Origin of the sequence: Bacillus thuringiensis (genome assembly GCF_001182785.1) — a bacterium.
Classification (GTDB): domain Bacteria; phylum Bacillota; class Bacilli; order Bacillales; family Bacillaceae_G; genus Bacillus_A; species Bacillus_A thuringiensis_S.
In genome coordinates this window covers 1127416-1153706 of the sequence record NZ_CP012099.1, presented here as the reverse complement: position 1 = coordinate 1153706, position 26291 = coordinate 1127416, and the positions used below count along the sequence as shown (strand labels likewise).

The following is a 26291-nucleotide window of genomic DNA, read 5'->3' as shown; positions in this document are numbered from 1 at the left end:
TCCGAACTCTTTTTATTTTTATTTCACATGAACGACTAATTCGTTATTTTCTACATCAACAACTACGTGACAATTGTCAGTAATTGTTCCTGCAATTAATTCTCTTGCTAATTTCGTTTCCACTTGACGTTGTACGTATCGTTTTAACGGACGAGCTCCGTACATTGGATCGAAACCAGCTTCTACAACAAATTCTTTTGCTGCATCTGTTAATTCTACTGTAATGTGACGGTCAGCTAGACGACCTTGTAATTCTTTTACAATTTTATCAACAATGCCTTTAATTTCATTCGTTGTAAGAGGTTTGAATAAAATAATTTCATCAACACGGTTTAAAAATTCAGGGCGGAAATGCCCTCTTAATTGCCCCATTACAAGGTCTCTTGATTCCTCTTTAATCGAACCATCTTCTTCTAATCCGTCTAGTAAATGAGCAGATCCAATATTTGAAGTCATAATAATAACTGTGTTTTTAAAGTCCACTGTACGACCTTGCGAATCTGTAATGCGTCCATCATCTAACATTTGTAATAAAATATTGAATACTTCTGGATGTGCTTTTTCAATTTCATCTAATAAAATAACGGAATATGGTTTACGTCTTACCGCTTCTGTTAATTGACCGCCTTCTTCATATCCTACATATCCAGGAGGTGCACCAATTAAGCGTGACACTGCGTGTTTCTCCATATACTCAGACATGTCAATACGAATCATTTGCTCTTCACTATCGAATAAAGACTGCGCTAACGTTTTTGCAAGTTCTGTTTTACCAACACCCGTAGGGCCTAAGAAAATGAAGGAACCAATTGGACGATTCGGGTCTTTAATACCAGCGCGAGCACGAAGAACCGCGTCTGATACTAAGCTTACTGCTTCCTCTTGTCCGATGACACGCTCTGATAAGATTTGCTCTAAGCGTAGTAATTTCTCGCGTTCTCCTTCAACAAGTTTAGCAACAGGAATACCAGTCCAGCGTGAAACAATATCTGCAATTTCTTCTTCACTTACTTCCTCACGTAATAAACGATTTTCTTGTTTATTATGCGCGCCCATTTCTTCCGCTTCTTTTAATTCTTTTTCGATTGCAGGAATTTTCCCGTGACGAAGTTCGGCTGCTTTATTTAAATCGTAATTACCTTCTGCTTCTTCTAATTCACGGCGCAAACGTTCTAAATGTTCACGTAAGTCACGAACTTTGTGAATGTCTTCTTTTTCTTTCTCCCATTTCGCTCTCATACCACTTGCAACTTCTTTTAAATCCGATAATTCACGTTGCAATGTTTTTAGGCGCTCTTGGCTACCACGATCCGTTTCTTTTCCAAGAGCTGCTTCCTCAATTTCTAACTGCATAATACGACGCGTTACTTCATCTAATTCTGTCGGCATAGAATCAATTTCTGTACGAATTGTTGCGCATGCTTCGTCAACAAGGTCAATTGCTTTATCCGGTAAGAAGCGATCTGAAATATATCGATCTGATAAAACTGACGCTGCTACAATCGCTCGGTCATGAATATTTACACCGTGATAAATTTCAAAGCGTTCTTTTAATCCACGTAAAATTGAGATTGTATCTTCAACAGTTGGTTCTTCTGCTAATACTTGTTGGAAACGTCTTTCTAGCGCTGGATCTTTTTCAATATATTTACGATATTCATCTAACGTTGTCGCCCCGATACAATGCAGTTCACCACGCGCAAGCATCGGTTTTAACATATTCCCTGCATCCATTGCACCTTCTGTTTTACCAGCACCAACAATTGTATGAAGTTCATCAATGAATAATAAAATGCGTCCTTCACTCTTTTTAATTTCATTTAATACAGCTTGCAGACGCTCTTCGAACTCACCACGGAATTTCGCACCAGCTACGAGCGCACTCATATCTAACGCAAAAATCGTTCTATCTTTCAATCCTTCAGGTACATCCTTTTTCACAATACGCTGTGCTAATCCTTCAACGATTGCTGTTTTACCAACACCTGGCTCCCCAATTAAAACAGGATTGTTTTTCGTTTTACGTGAAAGAATGCGGATAACGCGTCGAATTTCACTATCTCGGCCGATAACAGGATCAATTTTCCCGGCTCTCACTTCTGCCACTAAATCACGGCCATATTTTTCTAACGCTTCATAAGTTGCTTCTGGATTTTGACTAGTCACTCTTTGATTCCCCCGAACTGTCATTAAAGACTGTAATAAGTTATCTTTCGTAATATGCAATGTTGTAAATAATTGATTTATATCGCCTTTTTCTTCAGAAAAAGCAAGCAATACATGTTCTACTGAAATGTAATCATCCTGCAGTTTTTCTGCTTCTTTCCCTGCTCTTACAAGCAGTTGTTGCAGAGCGCTCTTTACATACAATTTTCCAACTTCTGCACCGCTTCCCGTTACAGAAGGTTTCTTTTTAATTAAGCTTTCAGCACCTTGCTTTAACGCTTCTATATCAACATTCATTTTTTGAAATATACGTACCGCTAATCCATCTTGCTCTTCTAATAATGCAAGTAATAGATGAACAGTATCCACCTCTTGGTGATGATGAGATACCGCTAAAGATTGGGCACTCATAATCGCCTCTTGTGTTTTTGTTGTCATTTGATTTAAGTCCATCTTTACAGCCCTCCAAAAGTTTGACTTTCTTTGACCTTTGATTTGATTATACGCCAACTGACTTTTTTATACAATAATTTTGCCTATGTATTTTCAAACTTATTATTGGAAAAAGAAAACAGGAACATTCATTACGCTGCTCAAAACAGTGCGGTAAATGAAATTATAATGTGTCATGACAAAAAAGCCGCAATAAAGATTGCGGCTTCTGTTACGGTTTTCTTTTATATGTCCACTGACGGTTATGATTCGTATTATCTGGAAACTTTTCACCGGCAGTTAATTGTACCATTTGCGGATTTTTCACCATACTTCCCGTTTCACCAATTTCTACATAAACCCCATCATTTGGCGCTTTTTGTCCAGAACGAAACCTGCGATTTTGTCCCATTTTCATTCTCCTTCCATGACGTCTTTGCCTCATTAGTATATCCATTTTAAAAGAAAGCTTTTCTGTCATGTTTAGGAAACAGTACTACATCTCGTTCTTGTACATATATATGAATGACACAAGCGTAAGCAGGGATTTCTTTCCTACTTGTAGAAAAAAAAAGAAACCAACCTACTCTAGGCTAGTTTCAAAGGAGAGTCAAACATATACGAGAAGATTACATGTTCATTATAAGTCTCATCACACGGGCAATGTAACCCTTTTCACAATTTGTACATAATGAAAGAAACATTGTTTGAACTTTCTAAAAAGATGTTGACTTTTCTTAATTTCCAACGAGAAATAGTAGACACCGCAGCACTTTGAGACGTAAGATGGATATATAGTGAAATTTTCATCTATGGTCATTTCACCAGGTCTAACCTCTTATTTCTGCATATTAAAGACGGAAATACAGATAGAAATAAAAAAATTATTATAAGAGGTGAAATTATGAACAAACAACATTTAATCGCATTAGACTTAGACGGCACTTTATTAACAGACAACAAAATAATTTCCACTCGAACGAAACATACAATTGCAAAAGCAAAGGAACAAGGACACGTTGTCGTTATTTCAACAGGACGTCCATTCCGCGCTAGTTATGATTACTATAAAGAACTCGGTCTGAATACACCTATCGTAAACTTTAACGGTGCGTACGTACACCATCCTCTTGATTCAAACTGGGGTATACATCACTCCCCTCTTGAGCTAGCAACAGCGCAAGAAATTGTACGAGCTTGCTTTGATTTCGGCGTGAAAAATATATACGCTGAAGTTATGGACGATGTGTATGTTCGTGAAATTGATGAAGATAAAAAACATATTTTCGAATTCGGATCTCCTAAGATTTTTACAGGAGACTTATTAAATATTTTAAACGATCATCCAACCTGCTTATTAATTGATGCACATGACGAGCATTCCACTGCAATTCGTCAACATTTAACGGATATGCACGCGGAAGTAATCGACCATAGAAAATGGGGCGCACCTTGGCCGATTATTGAGATTGTGAAAAGCGGATTAAATAAAGCGGTTGGATTACAAAAAATTTCTAGTCATTACAACATTCCACAAGAGCGAATTATCGCTTTCGGTGATGAGGATAATGATTTTGAAATGATTGAATTTGCTGGTCACGGCATCGCAATGGGAAATGCCATACCTGAATTAAAATCACTCGCAAACCATACGACGTTAACGAATGAAGAAGATGGTATTGCTTTATATTTAGAAGAGGTTCTTGGGTTGTAATCTAAAAATTCCCTACTTATAGTTTCCTGCCAAATGTCCATACTATAAGTAGACGCATGAGACATCGCGTCGATTGTTTTCAGCTAAATAAAGGGGGTTTTTCAAATGGGTAAAAAGAACAAATCAAAACGTTTTATCCAGCAAGGAGCCGATGCTGTTATGAAGCATGATGCAAGATTCCCGTACAGAGGTACATTAGCTGAGGCAGAAAAGGCAAGAAGTAACTCTTCTTTTGGAGGGGTTTAAATGGGGAACTTACTATTCCAACAAGCTAAAGATGCTGTTGAAAATGCCGTATCTTGTTCAAGCGGTACTGAGCAACAAGATCTCGTGTATAGAGCAAAAAATGCTTTGCAATCCGCTTACGCAAACTCTTCAACTGCTGAAAAAGTTCAGCTCCGTGAAATGCAAGAGCAATTGCAAAACATTACGAATGTACATTAAAAAAGAGGACCAACTTTGGTCCTCTTTAATCTTTCCGAAACAATCCGAACACCCCAACTGTTTGCAGTATATTTGTAAATGCACTTGGGTCCACTTGTTTAATAATCCTCTCTAATTCGTATAACTCATAACGAGTAATAACCATCATTAACATTTCTTTATTTTCATTCGTATAAGCACCTGTTGCTGGTATCGTTGTAATCCCTCTTACTAATCGCGAGTGAATCGCCTTTCTTACGTCCGCCCCATTCTTCGTAACAATTAATGCTGTAATCTTTACATGACGAGTATGAATCGCATCAATAATTCTCGTTGATACATATAAAGTCACTAGCGTATATAACGCTTTTTCCCATCCATATACATAGCCAGCAGCGATAATGATAATTGCATTAAAAAAGAAAAAGTATGTACCGACAGGCTTATCTTTTATTTTCGATAAAATCATGGCGATAATATCTAATCCACCTGTAGAAGCACCCCACTTTAAAGCAATCCCTACTCCAATTGCCGAAATAATCCCGCCAAAAATCGCATTTAATATGATATCATTCGAAACCGCTCTAACAGGGATGATTTCTAGAAACAAAGTCATAAATATAACACAAAGAAAACTAAAAAAGGTGAAGGCCTTTCCAACCTTTTTCCACGCTAAAATAACGACAGGAATATTAAATAAGCTAAACAATACTCCTGTAGATATGTGAATCGATAAAAAATCACCTAATATTTGTGATAATAATTGAGACAATCCAGCAAAGCCACTCGCATACACTTTCGCTGGCGTTAAAAATAAATTCATCCCAATCGCGTTTAATAAACCTGCGATGATTACAACGATTAACTTCTTTATAAGTTCAGTATAATTCAACTTCAAATCCATTTCGAATCCACCTTTACCCTTCATAAATGCACCGCTATACATAGTCTTTACGAAAAAGGAAATGATAAACGTACAACGTTTAGAAATGGAGTTGATACATATGCCACATACGGGTGATAACGACAAAAAAGCACGCGATAATAATGCAAAACGCACACAAAAAAATGAGCAAGAGCAAAAAAATATTCAGCAAGGTAAACGTGCATACTCTAAAAAGACCGATCACCTTTGATTCCATCGTACATCAACAATTATGTTGATGTACTTTTTTACATTTTAAAGGAAAAAAACATTAAAAATTCACTTCATGTTCACTTCTATATTCTACAATAGCGATAACATATTCGGATGAGGTGTTGGCATGAGAGGGAAACATATTTTCATTATTACTGCACTAATAAGTATATTGATGCTATCTGCTTGCGGACAAAAAAACGGATCAGCTACAGTCGCCACAGCAACAGACTCGACTGTTACGAAGGACGACTTCGAAAAACAATTGAAAGATCGTTACGGAAAAGACATGCTATACGAAATGATGGCACAAGACGTCATCACAAAAAAATATAAAGTACCTGATGAAGAGGTAAATAAAGAAGTAGAAAAAGTAAAAAAACAATATGGAGATCAATTCAAAAAAGTATTAGAAAACAATCGTTTAAAAGATGAAGAGGATTTCAAAAATCAAATTAAGTTCAAACTTGCTATGAATGAAGCGATTAAGAAAAGCATTACAGAAAAAGACGTAAAAGACCACTATAAGCCAGAAATTAAAGCGAGTCACATTTTAGTAAGTGACGAAAATGAAGCGAAAGAAATAAAGAGTAAACTAGATGCTGGTGCTTCATTTGAAGAATTAGCAAAACAAGAATCACAAGATCTACTATCAAAAGATAAAGGTGGAGACCTTGGATACTTCAATTCAGGTACAATGGCTCCTGAATTCGAAAGCGCTGCCTACAAACTAAATGTTGGACAAATTAGCAATCCCGTAAAATCATCAAACGGTTATCACGTTATTAAATTAACTGATAAAAAAGATCTAAAACCTTACGATGAGGTAAAAAACTCTATTCGCAAAAACTTAGAGGAAGAACGTACTGCTGATCCTACATTCAGCCAAAAATTGTTACAAGATGAATTAAAAAAGGCAAATATTAAAATAAATGATAGTGATTTGAAAGATACATTTACTCTTGTTTCACCGCAAGGAAATTAAAAAAAGCACAACCTTATCTTTTTACATAAGGTTGTGCTTTTTAATCTTTCATCAATATTTTCAACTGTTTCTTCAAGCTTTTATAATGCCAATTGATGTGATCTAATTCTATCTCCACTTCAATTAACGCATCTATTAAGTCTTCTTTAGAATGTTTCGAATTCATAATATTTTCAAGCATTTTTCAAACCTTTCAGCACTCTCATATATATCATGTAAATCAACTGCTGCTATTTCGCGTTCTTTTTCAAGGGATAATACTGAGAGACTCTTTATTAATTGTTCCAGTACATTATCTTGCATTTTCGTACCTCTCTTTCAATATCTCATCTATTCTCTCTCGATCACTTGTAACTAAAAGTATACAAAATACATCAGAAACTATTAAAACATTTCCAGTTTCATGTTATTACACCAAGGGAAAAAATCAATAATCCTGAAATGTAGGCCAAACTTATTTACATATTGTTAATTTTTTTGTGATCCCCGCAATCATACAACTTTTATTGATAAGTTCTCTATCATAAGAAATTATAAGATATACGGCATTATAAAATTTCATATGCTCACCTCTTTGTCAAAGCGTATTACTCACACTCACTTTCGTTTGATAATTCAGATATCTACTTCCAGATAACCTCTAAATATTAGGGCATTCATTCAAGCACATTGCTTATTATCATACTTCCAATTACCTATAAAGTTTCTATTTCACGGATGCTCTCTAGTTTCTTTATATTCATCAATAATATACCCTGAATAAGTAGTAGCCTGCCTCTCATATCCAATTCTCGTTAGTTTTATATCATTAATCCATTGGAAATAATGCGTTAGTTCATGCGCAATAGTAAACAAATATCCTCCCAAAGCATCATCTTTTCCTCTTTTCTCTAGCTCATCACAATAATCTCCTGTCGAAATACGAATATACGGCTCATCATTCCGATTAAATGGTTCAAAGAAAGTACCATAGACCAACTCACCATCCATCGCCTTTATTTTATATGAAGATTTCACATAAATAGGTACTCTAATCGGGAAAAAATATTCTCGGCGTATCCATTTGCAAAACTCTTTAATAGCTCTTCTCACTTCAGGATCAACATCTTTATCGAATTTTAATCGTAGTCCCATGCGATGACTCTTCTCTTCTAAATTATAATATTTCCGCCAATTTGTTAGTGTCCAAATATGCATATAATCATCCTAATTATTTTATATTTTTAATACTGTCAGCGTTGTAAAAATTCAAAACATAGTGTAAAAGCTATCAAGATTTTATACATAAAGTGAAACTTTAATCAGTGAGGATCTTACTGCCCGGTGAATAGCGGGATAAACAGTACAAACACTGCGATAAATCTCTTATATTCTTATATTCTTTTTAATGAATCACATAAGAAATACTACAATCAAAATCTTACTTAAAAAACTATATAATAATTAACCATATATTTTTAAAATTTTATAACATACCTCTTCTATAACTTTAGCTTCCATCCTGCCTACTTCTTTCAATGTTTACCTTATAGAGCGAATACATTATTAAAAATAAAAAGAACTATCCCTTCTCTTAAAAATTCAGAGAAAGAATAGTTCTTTTTTCATTTACTTTATTTTTTAAAGTAAGTCCAACCTTCTTCTTGGTAAACTTTTTCTTCTTTCATCAACTTACCAAGTGCGCGCTTAAATGCAGCTTTACTCATGTTAAAGCGTTCTTTAATATCTTCTGGATGGCTCTTATCCCAAAACGGCATTGCTCCGCCTCGTTCTTCCATATATGCATAAATTACTGCCGCATCGTCTTCCATTCCTTCTTCTTTACGAGGAAGAAGTGAAATGTTAATTGTACCATCATCTTTCACGTCAATAATACGGCCGGTTACACGCTCCCCGATGCGGACTTGTTCTTTTCTTTCTGTATGGTGTAAGAAAGCACGGAAATGCTCATCAGTTAGTACGAATGAACCAACTTGAAGCGAACGATATACACGTCCATTTACGTTTTTATTACGCATAGATGGCGTTGCATCTACGATAATTTCTTGCATATCACTGTCCCTTGCCGGAAGAGCAATTAAACGATCACGATTCGTTAATTTTAACGTACAATATAATTCGTCGCCTACTTCTGGCCATACTGGCATATAAATCGGGAACTCATCAGCTGGAATTAGTATATCTTTTGATACACCAATATCAACAAACACACCTAAACTAGGAATGACTTCTACAACCTTTACCCAGTTCCAATCATACGTTGTAATAATTGGCTCCTTCATTGTTGCTGAAATACGATTTTGGTGATCAAGGTATAAGAATACATCAATCGTATCGCCTTCTTCAATTTCTCCAGCTACTTCGTTTTTATGTAGGAAAATTTCTTCTTCTTCATTCCCAACCATATATCCAATTTCCGTTTCGCGTAAAACAGTTACCTGTTCAATCGATCCTATTTGCAAATACATATTTTTTAATTCCCTTCTATATATATAAAATTATCTTTTTTATCATTCCAAACAAAAGTTAATTATAACATGATTTTTCCTGTATTTGTCCAACTGCCCAAAATTCACTATAATAAAGTGAGGTTACATGAATATAAGTATGAAAACACTTAAGTCTAGACTCGTTTTCAGCTATACTTTAGTATGTACAGTACATAACAAGATTAGAAATTTATTTGGAGGTGCTAACTATGGCAAAAGATAGTTCTTTTGACATCGTTTCGAAAGTAGAATTACCTGAAGTAACAAACGCAATTAATATCGCATTAAAAGAAATCCAAAACCGATATGACTTTAAAGGAAGTAAAAGTGATATTAAATTAGAAAAAGAAGTACTAGTTTTAACTTCTGACGACGAGTTCAAATTAGACCAAGTAAAAGACGTTTTAATTTCTAAACTTGTAAAACGTAACGTTCCAATTAAGAACTTAGATTACGGAAAAGTTGAAGCTGCAACTGGCAACACTGTTCGCCAACGCGCAACACTTCAACAAGGTATCGATAAAGATAACGCTAAAAAAATTAACAACATCATTAAAGAAATGAAATTAAAAGTAAAAACACAAGTACAAGACGATCAAGTACGTGTTACAGCGAAAAGCCGTGATGACTTACAAGCCGTAATCGCAGCTGTTCGTAGCGCTGATTTACCAATCGACGTACAGTTCATTAACTACCGCTAAAAAGAAAACTCCTCTTAATTAGAGGAGTTTTCTTTTTAGCCTTGTAGAGACAATATTACAAGAACAAACCATAGAAAAAGGGTATATGCGGTAAAAATTGCTAAGTAAATTGAAAATAAGGAAAAGACACCTTAAGACGTTTTCCCTTCGATTTGAATTAATTTTCTTAGTAATTACATCCTAGGCCAAAATCATCTTAAAAATTGCTATAACTCATAATTCCTCTCCTCGCCAAAACGTAACAATTTATGAGTATAAGAATATTTCCCAACCTTTAATGTAATGTAAAATTAATAAGTATTTTAAAAAATGTTAATTAAAAAAGAGTTAGAAGTGGTTATTTGAAGAAATTAATATTATGGTTTTTATTGGCCACATTCTCCCTAAATACTGTAGGATGTTCTAATAATACGAATACACTAACGGATAAGTCTAACTGTATCAACAAAGCTTGGTACAAAAAAAATATGTCATGTAATCATTTAAAAAACATTAAATAGTTAATGATAAAGGTCAAAAAAAAGACACCTCAAAGTGCCTTCCTCCGACTTGAACCATCTCAATTTTAACAATATTTGGATGGAATTAAAAAGAAGCATAAATTGTTAATAAAGATGCAGACTTCAAAATAAAAAGTACACTAAGTAAACTCTTATTCAAAAATTTATATTAAACACTAATATTTTAGAAGCAAGTTTATAAGTATAAAACCTACAGGGATTTCCCCTGTAGGTTTTATTATATCTCAAGTGATTTTCAAATGTATTATGAATGACTTTTTTCAGTTTGGTTTTCAAAATATTTTTCTTTAACCACTTTTATCAGATTTTCTTTTTCTGTTAGTTCAAATATAAATAATGCTTTTTTCATGTTATTTGCAATATCTTCTTCATCCTGTTGTTTAAATCTTAATAAATTACATCCTTTTAAATAGTACAGTTCACCTAATAAGTATAAAGTATTTAGATTAATAGCTAATTTGATGCCCTTATCAATGTATTTTACCGCTTCTTCATATTGATAGGTCATACCTAAACATTTCGCTAAATTAAAAATGATTTTTAATTTAATCGCTTTATCTCTCGGAAAATCTAACTTATTAAAATTAGTTAAACATCTTCCTAATATAGTAATACTTTTATCATATTCTTTATTTTCCGCATAAAATATAGACATTGTCTGCATAATATCTATTTCTCTTTCTGATAAAAAATCAACATTGGTTAAAGTTAGTTTTAATGCATTATTTAAAAGATTTAAAGCAGTTTTTATGGATTTGTTCACCTCAAATACAGCAATTGCTTCATGCCATAGGAGAAATTGTTTATCTTCTTTTGCCTGAAAATTTTTTTCATCTTTCTCTTTTTTCACGATTTCATAAAGTTCTTTATATTGTTTTTGCTTTAAGCAATCTTTTATTACACATTTTACATTTTCTACATATTTTAACTTTTTGTTTTGAGTTAATGCAAATATATTATTTGGGTCAATACCAAGTCTTTCTGATAATTGATATAACAATATACTAGATGGATAAATCATACCTTTTTCTATTTTGCTAATTTGACTTTGCGAACATATTCCATGACATAATTCGGATTGTGATATATTTTTTTTAATTCTAAGCTCTTTAATGGTAATACCCAAATCGTAAAATTCCATTTTCCCACCTACTATTTAGCACTGTATTAGTATAAGAGTATTCTCTAACTTTTAATGTAATGTAAAATTAATATAGTTGCAATTATTGTTTGTTTCAAAGGTCTTTCTCTATCCGTATTGACACAAAAACAGGCTAGGAAGAAGACTTTCTCCCTAACCTGGCCCCACCGAACAAACTTACAAATCCAATAAGAAGACATGAACATAGAGCGAGTAACTTCTCATCTCATCTACGTTTCCTTTTAACTGCAATTAAAAACGCAATAAATAATACATTCACCCCAACGATTAAGGAGATAAATAACCAATTCACACCTGTTTCTCCGTTAACTTTATACACATTTGATTCTTCACGCTTTAAAACGAGATAAAACTTTCCGTTTTCTTCTCTTATAATTTCATCTTCTAACAATCCTCTTAACTCTTGTTTTTCACCAATCGCACTTGCAGGTAAGGAGACTTTTTGTGTTTCTTTCGTATTATTAATTGCTACTAAAGTTACTTCATCTTTATATTTTCGTTTTAGTATACTCATCCCGCTCTTATCATACAGTAGCTCAAACGTACCGCGTCGTAAAGACGGTCTCGCTTGTCTAAGTTCACCTAGTTTTGTTATGTGCTGCATAAATTTTTCATCTGATTTGAAATCCATTAATCGTCTATTATCGGGTACACTTCCTCCATCTAATGCAATTTCAGTTCCGTAATAAAAATTCGGAATTCCAGGTGATGTTAACAAATATGTAAGCGCCAGTTTTAAACGTGATGGCGGATAATACATATTTTCTTTTGCAATACGAGCATATCTTTTTGTATCTTGGTTATCTAAAAATATAATGGATTCCCCGTCTTTTTTACTCACATCATATAAAGGTTTCACCGATACATCCGCTTTAGAAAACGATTCTACTATTTTTTCGTTATACTCACTATCTTCCTCTGTCATAATACGAAAATCTTTCTTTATTGCTTGCATGTCTTTTTGTACGCCATCCCAAAAAGCATCCGATTTTTTTTCACTATGTATCACATAACTACCATCTAAATCAACTTCTTTGACCCACCATTTCAACGCGTCGATGACTTGCTGTTCGTTTCCCCCAAGTGGAAATTGAAGTACAACTTTCATTCCTTTTGCGTGCGCTTTTTGGATAAGTTCTTTCACATCATTTTCTGTTCCGAAATGTTCATTTACCTTTTGAAAATTTCGCACATCTAACCCATCATACGTTCCACTTTCAAAAAGCGGAGAAAGCATAACAGCGGTAAAACCCATTTCTTTTATGTAATCCAGTCTTTTTATAATCCCTCTTATATCTCCACCCTGATACCCTTCCAAATTGCCAACTTCTAACTGTTTGTCATTTTTCGGTTCTCCATTATTGAAGCGATCAATCATAATGGAATAGATAACTTCGTCTCGCCACTCTCTTTTTTCGTCTGCAAAAGTATGTATTGGTACAAACAAAACAAAAGCTAAGCAAAAACAAATGAATAGTTTCCTAGTCCGTATTTTTCCCACACGCATCCCCCAAGTTTTTTAATTGTAAGAATATTATACCAATTTTCTGAATGAAACGCATATGTCGATTTCAAGCCTCACAAAATAATACATGTTAGGTTTTCTGACATTATGTATATAATTTTCTGAATTTTTAGTTGATTTTTAGTTTAATTTCGAATATGATATGAAACATAACAAAACGATGTTATTTTTTCTAACATTACAGGAGGAGAGCTCATGAATATGGGAGATACGGTTTTTATGTTTGTAACGACAGTAATGGTCATGTTAATGACACCAGGATTGGCACTTTTTTATGGAGGTATGGTTCGCAGCAAAAATGTACTCAGTACAACGATGCATAGTTATAGCGCAATGGCTATCGTTTCGATTCAATGGATTGTTATCGGCTATTCTTTATCATTCGGACCAGATTGGCACGGGATTATCGGTACACTTGATTGGTTCGGGCTAAACGGAGTTACCTACGCACCAAATCCAGACTACTCATCTACTATTCCTCACAATTTATTCATGATGTTTCAACTCATGTTCGCCATTTTAACTCCAGCTTTAATTTCAGGTGCATTCGCTGAAAGAATGCGATTTTCTGCCTTTCTTATTTTTATCCTTCTATGGACAACGATCGTTTACAATCCTGTCGCTCATTGGGTATGGGGCGTCGGCGGGTGGCTAAGGGAACTTGGGGCACTAGACTTCGCTGGCGGAAACGTCGTTCACATCACTTCCGGAGTTGCTGGTCTTGTATTAGCTATTTTCCTTGGAAAACGAAAAAACATAAATGGTTCTTCTCCTCACCATTTGCCATTTACAATGTTAGGCGCAGGCTTATTATGGTTTGGCTGGTTCGGTTTTAACGTCGGCAGCGCATTATCCTTAAACGACGTAGCTTTAACTGCATTTATTAATACAAATATAGCCGCTGCTGCCTCCGCTCTAACTTGGATGCTTTCTGAATGGTTCTTCCAATCAAAACCGACCGCGATGGGAGCTGCTTGCGGAGTTGTTTCTGGTCTAGTCGCTATTACACCAGCTTGCGGGTTCGTTACACCTTTCTCCGCCCTTCTTATCGGAGCAATTGGTGGTATATTATGCTTTGGCGCCGTTTTCTTCTTAAAAACAAAATTCGGGTATGACGATACACTTGATGCCTTTGGATGCCACGGCATCGGAGGAACTTGGGGCGGTATTGCAACAGGAATATTTGCAACTACTACCATAAACGGAGATGGTGCAAACGGATTATTTTACGGAAATTCCGCTTTACTGTTTAAACAATTTATAGCGATCGGTGCAACATATGCATTCACGATCATCATGACGTATGCCATTATTAAAGCGATTAACTTCTTCCTCCCTGTTCGGGTTGATGAGCACCAGGAACACATGGGACTTGATATTTCGATGCATGGCGAGAAGGCTTATGAACATGCAGAACGAGTAAACTAAAAAAGAGATGCAATCTATTAGTAATAGATTGCATCTCTTTTTTGCGTACTAGGGGCAACATACCCCACCTAGTATAAATGTAAATATATCATCGGTTTTTTGGATATATCAACGATTTTTCAAATATATCGATTGTTTCTTTCAATGTATCAACGGTTCGACACAACATATCGATTTACAAACAAATTCCGACATAATTTACAAGCAAAATACCCCACATAACTTTATACAAAAAAGACGACCGAAACCCGGTCGTCTTTCCCTATTTATTTCGGAGCATTTCCTACATATTGCGTAATATCAACATTTAATGCCTGCGCTAAACGCATACCGTATTCTTGATCTGCACGGAAGAAGTTACAAACAGCTAGTAATTTCGTGCGTTCATTTACGTCTTTTAAGTCATTTGTTAAGTTTGCAATTAAGTTAGCTTGCTCTTCTTTAGAGAATGAACGGTAACGCTCACCTGCTTGTTTAAAGTCATTTGGTTTCTCGATTTTTTCACGAGATACATAACCTTCTACTTTCATAGTTGAATCGCGGTAAGCCTTATCTTCAACTGGATTTTCAGTATGACGGCTCGGTTCGTAGTTAATTGTAGATGGATTTTGATTCATTTGCATCGCGCCATCACGTTGTTGGTTGTTAACAGCTGCGTACGGGCAGTTTACTGGAATTTGTAAATAATTTGCCCCCAGACGGTAACGCTGTGTATCTGGATAAGAGAATAAACGACCTTGTAATAATTTATCTTCAGATGGTTCAATACCATTTACAGTTGCACTTGGAGAGAACGCCACTTGCTCTACTTCTGCGAAGAAGTTTTTCGGGTTACGATTTAACGTCATCGTCCCTACTTCAATTAATGGGAAGCGATCTTCTGGCCATACTTTCGTTGGATCTAGTGGATCAAAGTCTAAAGAATCCATTTCATCTAATTGCATAACTTGTACGTGTAAATCCCATTTCGGATGACTTCCTTTTTCGATTGCATCGAACAAGTCACGAGTTGCATGGTTGAAGTCTTTCCCTTGTACTTCTTGCACTTCTTTCGCATTTAAGTTACGTACATCTTGTTGTGGTTTCCAGTGGTATTTAATGTAAACAATTTTACCTTCTTCATTAATCCATTTAAATGAATGGACGCCGAAACCTTCCATTTCACGATAGCTTGCTGGTGTACCGTAATCAGAAAATACCCATGTCATCATATGTGTAGATTCTGGAGTTAACGTCATGAAATCCCAATAACGATCTGGCGTTTGAATATTTGTATCCGGTGCTGGTTTTAAAGAATGAACCATATCAGGGAATTTAATTGCATCACGAATGAAGAAAACTGGTAAATGATTACCTACGATATCGTAGTTTCCTTCTTCTGTATAAAATTTAACAGCGAACCCACGTGGGTCACGTGCTGTTTCAGGAGAACCTTGACCATGAATAACCGTTGAAAAACGAACAAATACAGGCGTTTCAGTTCCTTCATTTTGTAAAAATGCTGCTTTCGTATATTGCTTCATACTATTTCTCGTTACGAATACACCGTGAGCACCTGCACCACGTGCATGCACAACACGCTCCGGAATACGTTCACGATCAAAGTGCGCAAGTTTTTCTACTAAATGATAGTCTTCTAATAATACCGGTCCACGACGACCAGCTGTACGAGAATTTTGGTTGTCTCCAACTGGAGCACCTTGGTTTGTTGTTAAGCGATTATTTGGATTCATCTAGGGGGATCCTCCTCTTTCTTTCATAGTAATTATTATTTATTTAAAATTATTATAAACTAATTATTATTCAAAACTAAATCTTTGTCAACTATTTCCTTCACTTTTTCGGAAACAATTTCAGCCAAACAGTCGATAAATGCAGATTGTGCATTTGGCATATTCGGTCTAAAATATTTGGCATTTAATTCATCAGTTACAACTTTACACTCATAATCGTTGTCATATAAAACTTCTAAATGCTCCGCCACAAAACCAACTGGACAATATATGAAAGATTCATACCCATGCTCTTCATATAAATCTTTCGTTAAATCTTGCACATCTGGACCAATCCATGGATCTGGAGTATTCCCAGCACTTTGCCAACCAATTGTATAGTTTTGAATATTTGCAGCTTCTGCAATTAAATCTGCAGTGTGCTTTAGTTGCTCTACATATGGGTCTCCTGCTGCAATAATTTTTTCTGGCAAACTATGCGCCGAAAAAATTACGACGGCTTTCTCTTTATTTATAATATTAGTAAACGTCTCTTTTATTTGATCTGCCCAATAAGAAATAAATTTTGGTTCGTCGTACCACTGCTCAATCGGTTCAATAACAGGACCTTTTATTTCTTTTGATAGGCAAATTGCGCGCTCATTATACGCTTTAATGCTAAAAGTCGAATAATGCGGCGCTAACACAATACTAATTGCCTGCTCAATTCCATCTCGCTTCATTTCCTCTACAGCATCTTCTATAAATGGCGCAGTATGTTTTAAACCTAAGTAACAAGTAAATTCATACTCTGTAAATATGTTATTCATTGAATCTGTTAATTTATGCGCCTGCTCTTTCGTAATTTTTGCAAGCGGCGAAATTCCACCAATCGCTTTATAGCGCCCAATTAAATCTTCAAGCGCTTCTTCTGACGGCTTACGCCCGTGACGGATATGTGTATAATATGCCTCTACATCGTCTAATGATTCTGGTGTTCCATACGCCATTACGAGTAAACCTATTTTTTTCTTTGTCATCTATATAACACCTCAATTTTATAAATGAGAATCCTTTTCAGAACGTTTGTTTCCAATTATAACAAGCAATAATAAGTACGTCAAAATAATAATTCTAATTAAGTATTATTTATAAGGTGATTTCGAATTTTATATGACAATTTCTTTAATAAAAAGCGACTTACATAATTGTAAGCCGCTTTTCCCTTATTCCTTAATATTTACCCCATATTCTTTAAACCAAACGTGAATTTGTGCTAAATGAGCTAAAAGCTGTGGCCCAGTCATCAATTGACCAAACCATGGTGTTTGAAATGCACTGCCACCAGACTGAATTAATCCGTTCAACTGCTCTTTATCAAACAATTCGTGTAAAATTGAACCTTTATCCGTTAATAGATTTTGAAGCCATACTGTTACTGCTTTTGTATAGTGTGGATTGTGCGTTTTCGGATAAGGACTCTTCTTTCTATATAAGATGTCATGTGGAAGTACATCTTCTAACGCTTTACGTAATAGACCTTTTTCGCGGTTTTTATACATTTTCATTTCCCAAGGAATATTCCACGCATATTCGACAAGACGATGATCTGCAAATGGAACACGTACTTCTAAACTTGCCCCCATACTCATGCGGTCTTTTCTGTCTAATAATGTTGTCATAAACCATACCATATTTAAATAAAATAATTGGCGTCTTTTTGCTTCTAGTGGACTTTCTCCCTCTAAAATAGGAACTTCTTGAATCGACTCTTCATAGCGCCTTTGTACATATTGTTGTAAATTTAATTTATTTCTCCATTCTTTCTTTAGCAGTTGTTCACGTGCTTCTGTAGAGCGCATCCACGGAAAGGCACTCGATTGTAAATCATCTTCTCTATAAAACCACGGATATCCACCAAATATTTCATCTGCACATTCCCCAGATAAACCGACGACAAAATCTTGTTTAATTTCACGACAAAACCATAATAATGACGAATCGATATCTGCCATACCAGGCAAATCCCGAACGAGTACTGCTTCAGTTAAATACTCTGCTAATTTTTCATTCGAAATGACGCAGCGATGATGGGTTGTTTGAAATGTCTCAGTCATTAAATTAATAAACGGAGCATCTGAATTTGGCTGGAACGCATTCGCTTTAAAGTATTTGTCATTATCTTCGTAATCAACAGAATATGTGTGTAATTGCCCTTTTCCTGATCTCTCGTATTCTTTCGCTGCAATAGCTGTAATAGCGCTCGAATCTACACCACCTGATAAAAAAGTACATAGTGGTACATCAGAAACAAGCTGCCTTGTAATCGCATCTTGTAATAAAAAGCGTGTTTTCTCTACTGTTTCTTCAAAGGAATCTTCATGTTTTTTGCTTTCCACATTCCAATATCTCCATATGCATAAACCGTTCTTTGAAAATGTCATCGCATGACCTGGACGTAATTCTTTTATACCAGCATAAATACCATGACCAGGTGTCCTCGATGGTCCAAGACCGAATATTTCGGATAACCCTTCTAACGTTACTTCCGCCTTCACATCTGGATGAGCCAGTATCGCTTTTAACTCTGAACCAAATAGCAATCGCCCACTATCATATTTATAAAATAGCGGTTTTACACCTAGTCGATCTCGCGCAATAAATACTTGTTCTTTCTGTTCATCCCATACAGCAAACGCATATATACCGTTTAAATGATCGACACATTCTTCTTTCCATTCAATATAAGAAGCTAATAATACTTCTGTATCAGAATGACCTTTGAACGTATATCCTCTTCTTAATAATTCCTTTCGAATGTCTTCTGTGTTATAAAGTTCACCGTTATAGCAAATGGCGTAATTCGTTTCATCTTTTAAACAAGTCATCGGTTGTTTCCCGCCCTCAGGGTCAACAACGATTAATCGTTTATGCCCAAATGCGACATTGCCTTTAATCCAAACTTTATTATCATCCGGACCACGTTTCGCTAACGTCTCAGCCATTTTCGTAACGACATCTCTTTCTCCTTCTAATGAGCGTTTATAATCCACCCATCCTGTAATCCCGCACATATAAATCATCCTTCCATCTTATTTCTTTTCTTGAACGTGCAGTAATCCCCACCCTAAGAGTGCGGATCAAAAAATGAAAAACTTGACGATAACCTACTATCCACATATGGAATAGCATTCTCACTCAGTAAAACGTGTTTTATTGTATGCCCACCTATGTCTAGATGTGTCTAGTTATAAAGAATGCACGAACTGTCTATAACAGGAATAACTACTTTTCATAAAGGAGAAATCGTGTATGATACAACGTAACCATATTTTATATAACCAGCCCCGCGCTCATACAGTCGGTAATGTAGAATATATAAACAATGAATGGGTATTCTTTGATGATGAAAATGATGAAGCATTTTTATTAGAAGATATTGCCGAAGATGGTTTTGAGATTTTATATAACAGCAACTGGCTACCAGCTCGTTTCTATGAACAAGATATATTACAAATTGCCAACGAACAACACCACCTGCAAAACGGGGAAATGATACGTATTCGAAAAAAATTACTTCTTAGCTATAATGAATGGCTCGAAGAATTACCTGACTCCGTCTTCACATTATTAACCGAATCATTGCAATCACTTCACTACTCTTTATATGATTGCATGTATTGTCATAATTATTTATCCTTCTTGCCGAAAGAGGAGTCACGCGTAGGAGTAAACATTCTTCTATTTGATAACGAAGAAATGATTTGTACACTGCAGCACCATTTCGTCCGTCACACTACATCCAATAAAAATATGTTTCGTTTTACGAAAGTAAACGGAGAAGAGTTGCATATCGATGCAACTTAAAATAAAAAACCACCTTATCTCCCAAACACTTGAGATTATAAGGTGGTTTTATTTTTATTTAAATACGTACCAGCCAAGCGGTAATTTTAGTCCTAAGTATAATACCGCTACTAACGCAACAATAAATAAGCCCCAAACCGCCCCTGTTGGTTTGTTTTTGCTCATTTTTACAAGAACCATTTCCATTCCACCGATAACTAAAATACCAGCTAACATTTTTAAGCCGTACCACATGTGCATGCTACCTGTTGCTGTCTTTACAATACTCATGTACAACATGAAGCCTGTCACAATAATGAAGATATACACTAGGCGAAGCCCCATATGTACACCTTTACCTTTTCTCCCTGCTGAATAAAGTGAATACGCAACGAAGAATAAAATTAAACCTAACGCCCATGCTGTAATATGCATATGTACCATCGTATCCCTTACCTCCTCTTTTCACACTTTTTCACTCTATATGATAACATGTTCATTTATTTTCAGGAAATGTTTCGCTTTTTTACATTTAAATGCTATAATATTTAGAGTATTTACAAACTTCTTGTAATAACAAAAGGGGGAACAATCATGATTCAAACTAAGGATATTATCGAACTTACAGACACATACGGAGCAAATAACTATCACCCACTTCCAATCGTTATTTCTAAAGCAGAAGGTGTTTGGGTAGAAGATCCTGAAGGAAACCGCTATATGGACTTATTAAGTGCATATTCTGCAGTAAACCAAGGTCATCGTCACCCGAAAATTATTAACGCTTTAATTGACCAAGCTAATCGTGTTACGTTAACTTCTCGTGCTTTCCATAGCGATCAATTAGGTCCTTGGTACGAAAAAGTTGCGAAACTAACTAATAAAGAAATGGTACTTCCAATGAACACAGGTGCTGAAGCTGTTGAAACTGCAATTAAAACAGTTCGTCGCTGGGCTTATGATGTGAAGAAAGTAGAAGCAAACCGTGCTGAAATCATCGTTTGTGAAGATAACTTCCACGGACGTACAATGGGTTCTGTTTCTATGTCTTCAAACGAAGAGTACAAGCGTGGATTCGGTCCAATGCTTCCTGGCATCGTTGTAATTCCTTACGGTGATTTAGAAGCATTAAAAGCCGCAATTACACCAAACACAGCAGCATTCATTTTAGAGCCAATTCAAGGTGAAGCAGGAATTAATATCCCACCAGCTGGTTACTTAAAAGAAGCTCTTGAAGTATGTAAAAAAGAAAACGTTTTATTCGTAGCAGATGAAATTCAAACAGGCTTAGGCCGTACTGGTAAAGTATTCGCTTGTGACTGGGACGATGTAACTCCTGACATGTACATACTTGGTAAAGCACTTGGTGGCGGTGTGTTCCCGATTTCTTGCGTTGCAGCAAACCGCGACATTTTAGGTGTATTTGAGCCAGGTTCTCACGGTTCTACATTCGGTGGTAACCCACTTGCATGTGCTGTGTCTATCGCAGCCCTTGAAGTGTTAGAAGAAGAAAAATTAACAGAGCGTTCTCTTCAATTAGGAGAAAAATTAGTTGGGCAATTAAAAGAAATTGATAACCCAATGATCACTGAAGTTCGCGGTAAAGGTTTATTCATCGGTATCGAATTAAACGAGCCAGCTCGTCCTTACTGTGAACAACTAAAAGCAGCTGGGCTACTATGTAAAGAAACACACGAAAACGTAATTCGTATCGCACCACCTCTAGTAATCTCTGAAGAAGATTTAGAGTGGGCATTCCAAAAAATTAAAGCTGTATTATCGTAATAATAGAGAGGTTGTCCAACATGTTGGGACAACCTCTTTCTTTTTATATTCATTTATATTAAGATGAAATTGTAATTTTCTGTATTTTTGAATTATAAAGGAGGTGCGATATGCTATTAAGATATGGTAAACAGATTAACTATTTAGCTACATCTTTTATTTTAGTTACATTCTTTAGCTTCCTACTTTCCACAACATGGCTTCATTACTCAACTCCTACTACATTCACACTACTGAAAGCATCATTTTGGACTGCTGTTATTCTTACTATCATTGGTTTTGGACGAGAAAAAAGCGCACTTGCGGTTATATTATTTGGCATTTGTACACTTGCATTCATTGGTCTTTACACTTTTGCCGTTATCGATTACCTCTATAATCCGAGACCATAGAAAAGAGCTATCTTTATACAAGATAGCTCTTTTCTTTATTTCACTACATTTCGCAAAGTACCAATTCCTTCTACTGTAATGACCACTTCATCACCAGCATGTAAAAACTTCGGTGGTGTAAAACCTTTTCCGACACCAGCCGGGGTTCCTGTTGCGATAATATCGCCTGGTTCTAAAGTCATTCCTTTGCTTATCGTTGAAATAATTTCTTCTATCGAAAAAATCATTTTATTTGTGTTGGAAGTTTGCCTTACTTCTCCATTTACTACCGTTTCAATGTGTAATTCATTCGGCGCATTAACCACCGATTTATGAATTAAATACGGTCCCATCGGGCAAAATGTATCGAAGCTTTTCCCAAGGAAAAACTGTTTATGTTTTCTTTGAATGTCTCGAGCTGTTACATCATTTATAATCGTATAACCAAAAACATGCTCAAGCGCTTTTTCTTTTTTAATTTGCTTCCCTCGCTTACCAATAATGATAGCTAGTTCTCCTTCGTAATCTAGTTCGTCCGTTGCGTGAGGATGACCATTAATTTGCTCATTTATGCCAATAACTGTTGTTGGTGCTTTCGTAAAGATCATTATATTTTCTGGAATAGACTCTACTCCGCCCATTTCTACCGCATGCTCACGATAGTTTTTTCCAACGCACAAAATATTCTTTCTTGGCCTTGGAATCGGCGCTAATATTTTCACCTCTGTTAACGGATAATACGCCGCTTCCCCGTTCTCTTTTGCCCAATTTACAATTTCACATACTTTCTCAAAGCATTCAGTCCCTCTTTCAATACACTCTAACATTGTAATAGGGATTGTAACCTTTTCCCCTTTTTGTCTTTGCGCTTCTCTTAAGTGTAATACCTTTTCTTCTTCTTCATCCACAATACCTACAAATACCTTTTCTTCTTTCTTCGCCGTTACAAAACGCAATATTTCCACTCTCCATCCTAAAACTCATGCCCTTTAATTGTATTCGCATCCGCAAGAAAAAAACCTTCTCATGCACGCTAATTTTTACAATATTCTTCTCGCACCTTATTCGTTACTTATTCATTATTTAGCATAAAATGTAGAAATTTTACTTTTTTTAGCGAAGGCATTTCTTTTTTATGAATTTTTTGTATAATATGTACTACATATATACTAAAAATTTCATTTAGAGATGGAGCCGATTTCAATGTTTGAGCAAGCTATTGAAAAAAAACGTGAAAAAATGATCTATTTTGCTGAACGCTACGGAATGACTTCTCAAAGAACAGTGGATTGTAGCCAAGAACTGGACAGGCTCTTAAATGTAATTTGTCATGTACATACGGATTTCCACCCTACTCAAACGTTCAACACACACGCGCAATAACGCGTGTGTTTCTTTTATTTCAAAAAAACACACATTTTATTAGAAACGCCCATACAATAGTAGAAAAGAAAATTTAAAAAACGAAAGGTGTTTTGTATGCCAGCTATGGTCGGACATATCCGCATCGTCAATATTGGATCAAGTGGTATTTTTCATATCGGAGATGTATTTGCGATTAGGCCTATTAGTTACTCACGCGCTTTCGCCGGGGCCGGCTCTTTCAACGTTGGAGATAACGTTTCTGTCTACAATTATCAAAGTGCAACGACTGTCAACGATTCAGATGTAATCGATCAAGCGATAATTGGCTCAACTTAAAGGAGGCGATTGCATTGAATTTGTATGTAAACCAAAGTATCATCATCAACAGTATTAAAATTGATAGCATCACAACCTCTTCTGTATTCCAAATTGGTACTGCTGGAAGTATTAAAGCCCTATCTAAATTTTCAAATACGGGCGGATTTACGGAGCCACTTCGCCCATTACAGGCAAAAGGACAAATTATTTCTATCAAACCATCAACTAGTTCTTCTTAAGACATCCTTGTCATAAATATATAGCAGGAATATTTTTACCCTCCCTATTGAAAAGGAGGTTTCACAAATGAATCAAGATATATATACTTACTTACACCAACTTCAACAAGCTCTTCAAACACAACAAGCAGCCATCCTGAATTTAGAAGATCAAGTACGCCAACTCCAAGAAGAGCTTAACGAATTAAAAAATCGCCCCTCCTCTTCTGTAGGAAAAGTGGAATACAAATTCGATCAATTAAAAGTCGAAAATTTAAATGGTACTTTAAATATTGGCTTAAATCCATTTTCAGCAAAAGGACAACAAATTGAAGATTTTCAAGTGGATACAGAAACATTGAAGGTAAATCCTGAAACCGAAACAAACCCAGACTTTTATCAAGGTATCCTCCAAGAAATGCATCGATACTTAGATGAAGAAGCATATAATCGTATTCTACATTTTGAACAAGAAGAGAGAACACCGCTTGATGAAATGTATCGACAAATGATGGTGGATGACATAAAAAAACAGATGGAGCATCGCCTCCCTTATTATTTATCACAAGTTCAATCATATGAAGGTATTTCAACAGATCCAGATTATTTACGAGATATCATTATTCAGGCAATGAAACAAGATATTGACAAAGCCTTTCTCTCCTTTATTCAGCACATACCGGGAAATTTCCGAAAGGAGTAAGTATGTATGAACCTTAACGTTGTAAACCGTGAGTTAAAAGTCGGACAGATTAAAATGAACGGTGTATCGTCGTCCGCACTCTTTTTAATTGGAGATGCCAATCTCCTCATTCTATCTTCTATTCTCGATACACCATTCGAAACTGTTACAGAGGGACCATTTGTACCATTAGTAACAGATGTCCCTCCTACTCCAGGTTAATAAGGAGACTGAGAAATTATGTTGCATCATGTGTCCATTGTCCAAAATGTTTCTATTATTTCTTTAGGGATTACTGCCGTATTTCAAGTTGGAGATGCAAACCAAATGGAATTAAAAAGTAGAGCTCTTGCCGTCCACCGTGAAATTCCTTGTTATATAAGGGGAGAAGGTCGCTTTGATGCTTTTGAAATCTTTACAGATGAACACATTACAATTCCAAAACGAACGACAGATGTAAAATTAAACATTGTAAATGAATGCCCTTTTATTGAAGTTAATAATGTTGAATTGCGGACACTTTTAAATTCTGGTTGCTTTCAAATTGGAAATGTTGATTATGTTTTTAATAACTCTCGTATTATGCAAATCCGCCAATATATTACGGATGAACCTTCCGCACAATAATTCATATAGTAATTAAAAAGCTTAGTAAAGTAGGTGGATGGTATGCCTTCGGTTGTAGGAAATCTCGTCGTTCAAAACAGTAACGGCTCTTTCAACTTAGGAGATTTTTATAACGTGTCTCCGAAAGAAAACACGAAAGCCTATAACGGATCTGGAGCTTCCAATGTTGGGTTTGTTGTGAATACTTTTAGCGGTGTTAGTGCAACAAATACGTTTGATTCTGATGTGGCGGATCAAGATCAGATTGGAACAGCGTAAAAAAAGTAGGAGATATTCTCCTACTTTTTTCTTTTATCTAATTCAAATTATTAAAATGAAATTTTAATAATCAAGAGCTTTACTGTTCACAAATAGTAGTATAAACAAGTAAGTAGTGAAGAGGCACTATTTCATTTTATTTAAATGATAATCCGCTCTCCTCCAAAGCATGTCTAAGCTTCGGCAAAGACGCAGGTCCCATACCATGCAGTTTTAAAATTTCTTTTTCACTATATTTTGAGAGTTCTTCTACAGTTTGAATTCCACGGTGTTCTAATGCCCTTCTTGCTGGCGCTGAAAGAAGAGAGAGAAAACCTTCTTTTGGTTTTCTCTCTTTCTCACAGGTTGGGCAAGTTGGACAATCGCTACTTTTATAGTACTCGTGTCCCTGTTCACAAGTTCTTAACGTTGTCATTTTTTTATAG

30 protein-coding genes and 1 pseudogene are annotated in these 26291 nt (G+C 35.6%); 17 read left to right on the top strand and 14 right to left on the bottom strand.

The genetic code is table 11. The features are described 5' to 3' along the window. Positions 1–18: 18 nt before the first annotated feature. Together clpB and AC241_RS05945 are read right to left on the bottom strand one after the other, a co-directional pair. A complete protein-coding gene (gene clpB / locus AC241_RS05950; protein WP_050842860.1) occupies positions 19–2619 on the bottom strand; it encodes an ATP-dependent chaperone ClpB in 2601 nt (866 codons plus the stop codon). 211 nt (positions 2620–2830) lie between these two features. Beyond that, positions 2831–3010 (bottom strand): YjzC family protein, encoded by a 180-nt coding sequence (locus tag AC241_RS05945; RefSeq protein ID WP_016082481.1) that lies wholly within the window; start codon positions 3008–3010, stop codon positions 2831–2833. Positions 3011–3502: 492 nt separating this feature from the next. On the opposite strand from AC241_RS05945, the gene AC241_RS05935 reads away from it, so the two are divergent. The 3 genes from AC241_RS05935 to AC241_RS05925 all read left to right on the top strand — a co-directional run bounded on the left by AC241_RS05935 (position 3503) and on the right by AC241_RS05925 (position 4756). Further along, positions 3503–4312 carry a Cof-type HAD-IIB family hydrolase gene (locus tag AC241_RS05935; protein WP_001041241.1) on the top strand — a complete coding sequence of 270 codons (810 nt, stop codon included), beginning with the start codon at positions 3503–3505 and terminating at the stop codon, positions 4310–4312. A 105-nt stretch (positions 4313–4417) separates the two neighbouring features. Beyond that, a complete protein-coding gene (locus AC241_RS05930) occupies positions 4418–4558 on the top strand; it encodes a hypothetical protein (RefSeq protein ID WP_000516816.1) in 141 nt (46 codons plus the stop codon). Further along, positions 4559–4756 carry a DUF3813 domain-containing protein gene (locus AC241_RS05925; protein WP_050842858.1) on the top strand — a complete coding sequence of 66 codons (198 nt, stop codon included), beginning with the start codon at positions 4559–4561 and terminating at the stop codon, positions 4754–4756. A 25-nt stretch (positions 4757–4781) separates the two neighbouring features. On the opposite strand, the gene AC241_RS05920 is transcribed toward AC241_RS05925, so the two are convergent. Beyond that, positions 4782–5639, bottom strand: a complete 858-nt coding sequence (locus AC241_RS05920) for a YitT family protein (RefSeq protein WP_016082482.1) — start codon at positions 5637–5639, stop codon at positions 4782–4784. Between the two features lie 100 nt (positions 5640–5739). Here AC241_RS05920 and AC241_RS05915 point away from each other — a divergent pair, with 100 nt between their 5' ends. Both AC241_RS05915 and prsA read left to right on the top strand, forming a co-directional pair. After that, positions 5740–5871, top strand: a complete 132-nt coding sequence (locus AC241_RS05915; RefSeq protein ID WP_050842856.1) for a DUF3941 domain-containing protein — start codon at positions 5740–5742, stop codon at positions 5869–5871. A gap of 129 nt (positions 5872–6000) precedes the next feature. Next, positions 6001–6858, top strand: coding sequence for a peptidylprolyl isomerase PrsA (prsA, locus tag AC241_RS05910; protein WP_029442131.1), 858 nt, complete (start codon positions 6001–6003; stop codon positions 6856–6858). A 40-nt stretch (positions 6859–6898) separates the two neighbouring features. Here the strand turns inward: prsA and AC241_RS05905 are convergent. The 3 genes and pseudogenes from AC241_RS05905 to AC241_RS05895 form a co-directional block, all read right to left on the bottom strand. Continuing rightward, positions 6899–7161, bottom strand: a pseudogene (locus tag AC241_RS05905) (hypothetical protein). Positions 7162–7569: 408 nt separating this feature from the next. After that, the gene (locus AC241_RS05900) at positions 7570–8055 is read right to left on the bottom strand and encodes a hypothetical protein (RefSeq protein ID WP_029442129.1); all 486 of its coding nucleotides are present in this window, start codon (positions 8053–8055) and stop codon (positions 7570–7572) included. 416 nt (positions 8056–8471) lie between these two features. Further along, a complete protein-coding gene (locus AC241_RS05895) occupies positions 8472–9326 on the bottom strand; it encodes a CvfB family protein (RefSeq protein ID WP_000281261.1) in 855 nt (284 codons plus the stop codon). A gap of 230 nt (positions 9327–9556) precedes the next feature. Here AC241_RS05895 and AC241_RS05890 point away from each other — a divergent pair, with 230 nt between their 5' ends. Beyond that, a complete protein-coding gene (locus AC241_RS05890; protein WP_001040146.1) occupies positions 9557–10048 on the top strand; it encodes a YajQ family cyclic di-GMP-binding protein in 492 nt (163 codons plus the stop codon). Positions 10049–10813: 765 nt separating this feature from the next. Here AC241_RS05890 and AC241_RS05885 read toward each other — a convergent pair. Next, the gene (locus tag AC241_RS05885; protein ID WP_050842854.1) at positions 10814–11710 is read right to left on the bottom strand and encodes a helix-turn-helix domain-containing protein; all 897 of its coding nucleotides are present in this window, start codon (positions 11708–11710) and stop codon (positions 10814–10816) included. A gap of 226 nt (positions 11711–11936) precedes the next feature. Continuing rightward, complete coding sequence (locus AC241_RS05880) at positions 11937–13232, bottom strand: alpha-amylase family glycosyl hydrolase (RefSeq protein WP_103574446.1); 1296 nt, start codon at positions 13230–13232, stop codon at positions 11937–11939. A gap of 219 nt (positions 13233–13451) precedes the next feature. Here AC241_RS05880 and AC241_RS05875 point away from each other — a divergent pair, with 219 nt between their 5' ends. Further along, positions 13452–14684: an ammonium transporter gene (locus AC241_RS05875; RefSeq protein ID WP_050842849.1), complete on the top strand. Its 1233-nt coding sequence runs from the start codon at positions 13452–13454 to the stop codon at positions 14682–14684. A gap of 266 nt (positions 14685–14950) precedes the next feature. Here the strand turns inward: AC241_RS05875 and katB are convergent, their stop codons facing one another. The 3 genes from katB to asnB all read right to left on the bottom strand — a co-directional run bounded on the left by katB (position 14951) and on the right by asnB (position 19470). Further along, positions 14951–16417, bottom strand: a complete 1467-nt coding sequence (gene katB / locus AC241_RS05870; RefSeq protein ID WP_050842847.1) for a catalase KatB — start codon at positions 16415–16417, stop codon at positions 14951–14953. Positions 16418–16476: 59 nt separating this feature from the next. Beyond that, entirely contained in the window at positions 16477–17436 is a 960-nt protein-coding gene (gene hemH / locus AC241_RS05865) for a ferrochelatase (protein WP_043936622.1), read from the bottom strand. 186 nt (positions 17437–17622) lie between these two features. Next, positions 17623–19470, bottom strand: coding sequence for an asparagine synthase (glutamine-hydrolyzing) (asnB, locus tag AC241_RS05860; protein WP_050842845.1), 1848 nt, complete (start codon positions 19468–19470; stop codon positions 17623–17625). Between the two features lie 238 nt (positions 19471–19708). Here asnB and AC241_RS05855 point away from each other — a divergent pair, with 238 nt between their 5' ends. Next, positions 19709–20263, top strand: a complete 555-nt coding sequence (locus AC241_RS05855; RefSeq protein WP_016082494.1) for a DUF2777 domain-containing protein — start codon at positions 19709–19711, stop codon at positions 20261–20263. A 54-nt stretch (positions 20264–20317) separates the two neighbouring features. Here the strand turns inward: AC241_RS05855 and AC241_RS05850 are convergent, their stop codons facing one another. Further along, positions 20318–20686 carry a YisL family protein gene (locus AC241_RS05850; protein WP_016082495.1) on the bottom strand — a complete coding sequence of 123 codons (369 nt, stop codon included), beginning with the start codon at positions 20684–20686 and terminating at the stop codon, positions 20318–20320. A 150-nt stretch (positions 20687–20836) separates the two neighbouring features. Here AC241_RS05850 and rocD point away from each other — a divergent pair, with 150 nt between their 5' ends. Next, positions 20837–22027, top strand: a complete 1191-nt coding sequence (rocD, locus tag AC241_RS05845) for an ornithine aminotransferase (protein ID WP_000616660.1) — start codon at positions 20837–20839, stop codon at positions 22025–22027. 110 nt (positions 22028–22137) lie between these two features. Beyond that, positions 22138–22419: a hypothetical protein gene (locus AC241_RS05840; protein ID WP_029442122.1), complete on the top strand. Its 282-nt coding sequence runs from the start codon at positions 22138–22140 to the stop codon at positions 22417–22419. Between the two features lie 35 nt (positions 22420–22454). Here AC241_RS05840 and AC241_RS05835 read toward each other — a convergent pair whose 3' ends face one another. Continuing rightward, complete coding sequence (locus tag AC241_RS05835) at positions 22455–23354, bottom strand: fumarylacetoacetate hydrolase family protein (RefSeq protein ID WP_029442121.1); 900 nt, start codon at positions 23352–23354, stop codon at positions 22455–22457. Between the two features lie 247 nt (positions 23355–23601). Between AC241_RS05835 and AC241_RS05830 the strand changes: the two genes are divergently transcribed. From AC241_RS05830 to gerPF, 7 genes are all read left to right on the top strand, one after another. Further along, positions 23602–23781 carry an aspartyl-phosphate phosphatase Spo0E family protein gene (locus tag AC241_RS05830; RefSeq protein ID WP_016082498.1) on the top strand — a complete coding sequence of 60 codons (180 nt, stop codon included), beginning with the start codon at positions 23602–23604 and terminating at the stop codon, positions 23779–23781. A gap of 96 nt (positions 23782–23877) precedes the next feature. Continuing rightward, positions 23878–24099 carry a spore germination protein GerPA gene (gerPA, locus tag AC241_RS05825; protein WP_001111187.1) on the top strand — a complete coding sequence of 74 codons (222 nt, stop codon included), beginning with the start codon at positions 23878–23880 and terminating at the stop codon, positions 24097–24099. Between the two features lie 14 nt (positions 24100–24113). Then, positions 24114–24320, top strand: coding sequence for a spore germination protein GerPB (gene gerPB, locus AC241_RS05820; protein ID WP_001055456.1), 207 nt, complete (start codon positions 24114–24116; stop codon positions 24318–24320). A 67-nt stretch (positions 24321–24387) separates the two neighbouring features. Further along, the gene (gerPC, locus tag AC241_RS05815) at positions 24388–25002 is read left to right on the top strand and encodes a spore germination protein GerPC (RefSeq protein WP_001070761.1); all 615 of its coding nucleotides are present in this window, start codon (positions 24388–24390) and stop codon (positions 25000–25002) included. Between the two features lie 6 nt (positions 25003–25008). Continuing rightward, complete coding sequence (gene gerPD / locus AC241_RS05810; protein WP_001052807.1) at positions 25009–25203, top strand: spore germination protein GerPD; 195 nt, start codon at positions 25009–25011, stop codon at positions 25201–25203. An 18-nt stretch (positions 25204–25221) separates the two neighbouring features. After that, positions 25222–25608: a spore germination protein GerPE gene (locus AC241_RS05805; RefSeq protein ID WP_016082499.1), complete on the top strand. Its 387-nt coding sequence runs from the start codon at positions 25222–25224 to the stop codon at positions 25606–25608. A gap of 42 nt (positions 25609–25650) precedes the next feature. Next, positions 25651–25866, top strand: coding sequence for a spore germination protein GerPF (gene gerPF / locus AC241_RS05800; protein ID WP_001141570.1), 216 nt, complete (start codon positions 25651–25653; stop codon positions 25864–25866). A 136-nt stretch (positions 25867–26002) separates the two neighbouring features. On the opposite strand, the gene AC241_RS05795 is transcribed toward gerPF, so the two are convergent. Beyond that, the gene (locus AC241_RS05795; protein ID WP_016082500.1) at positions 26003–26281 is read right to left on the bottom strand and encodes an RNA polymerase alpha subunit C-terminal domain-containing protein; all 279 of its coding nucleotides are present in this window, start codon (positions 26279–26281) and stop codon (positions 26003–26005) included. Positions 26282–26291: the final 10 nt, after the last annotated feature.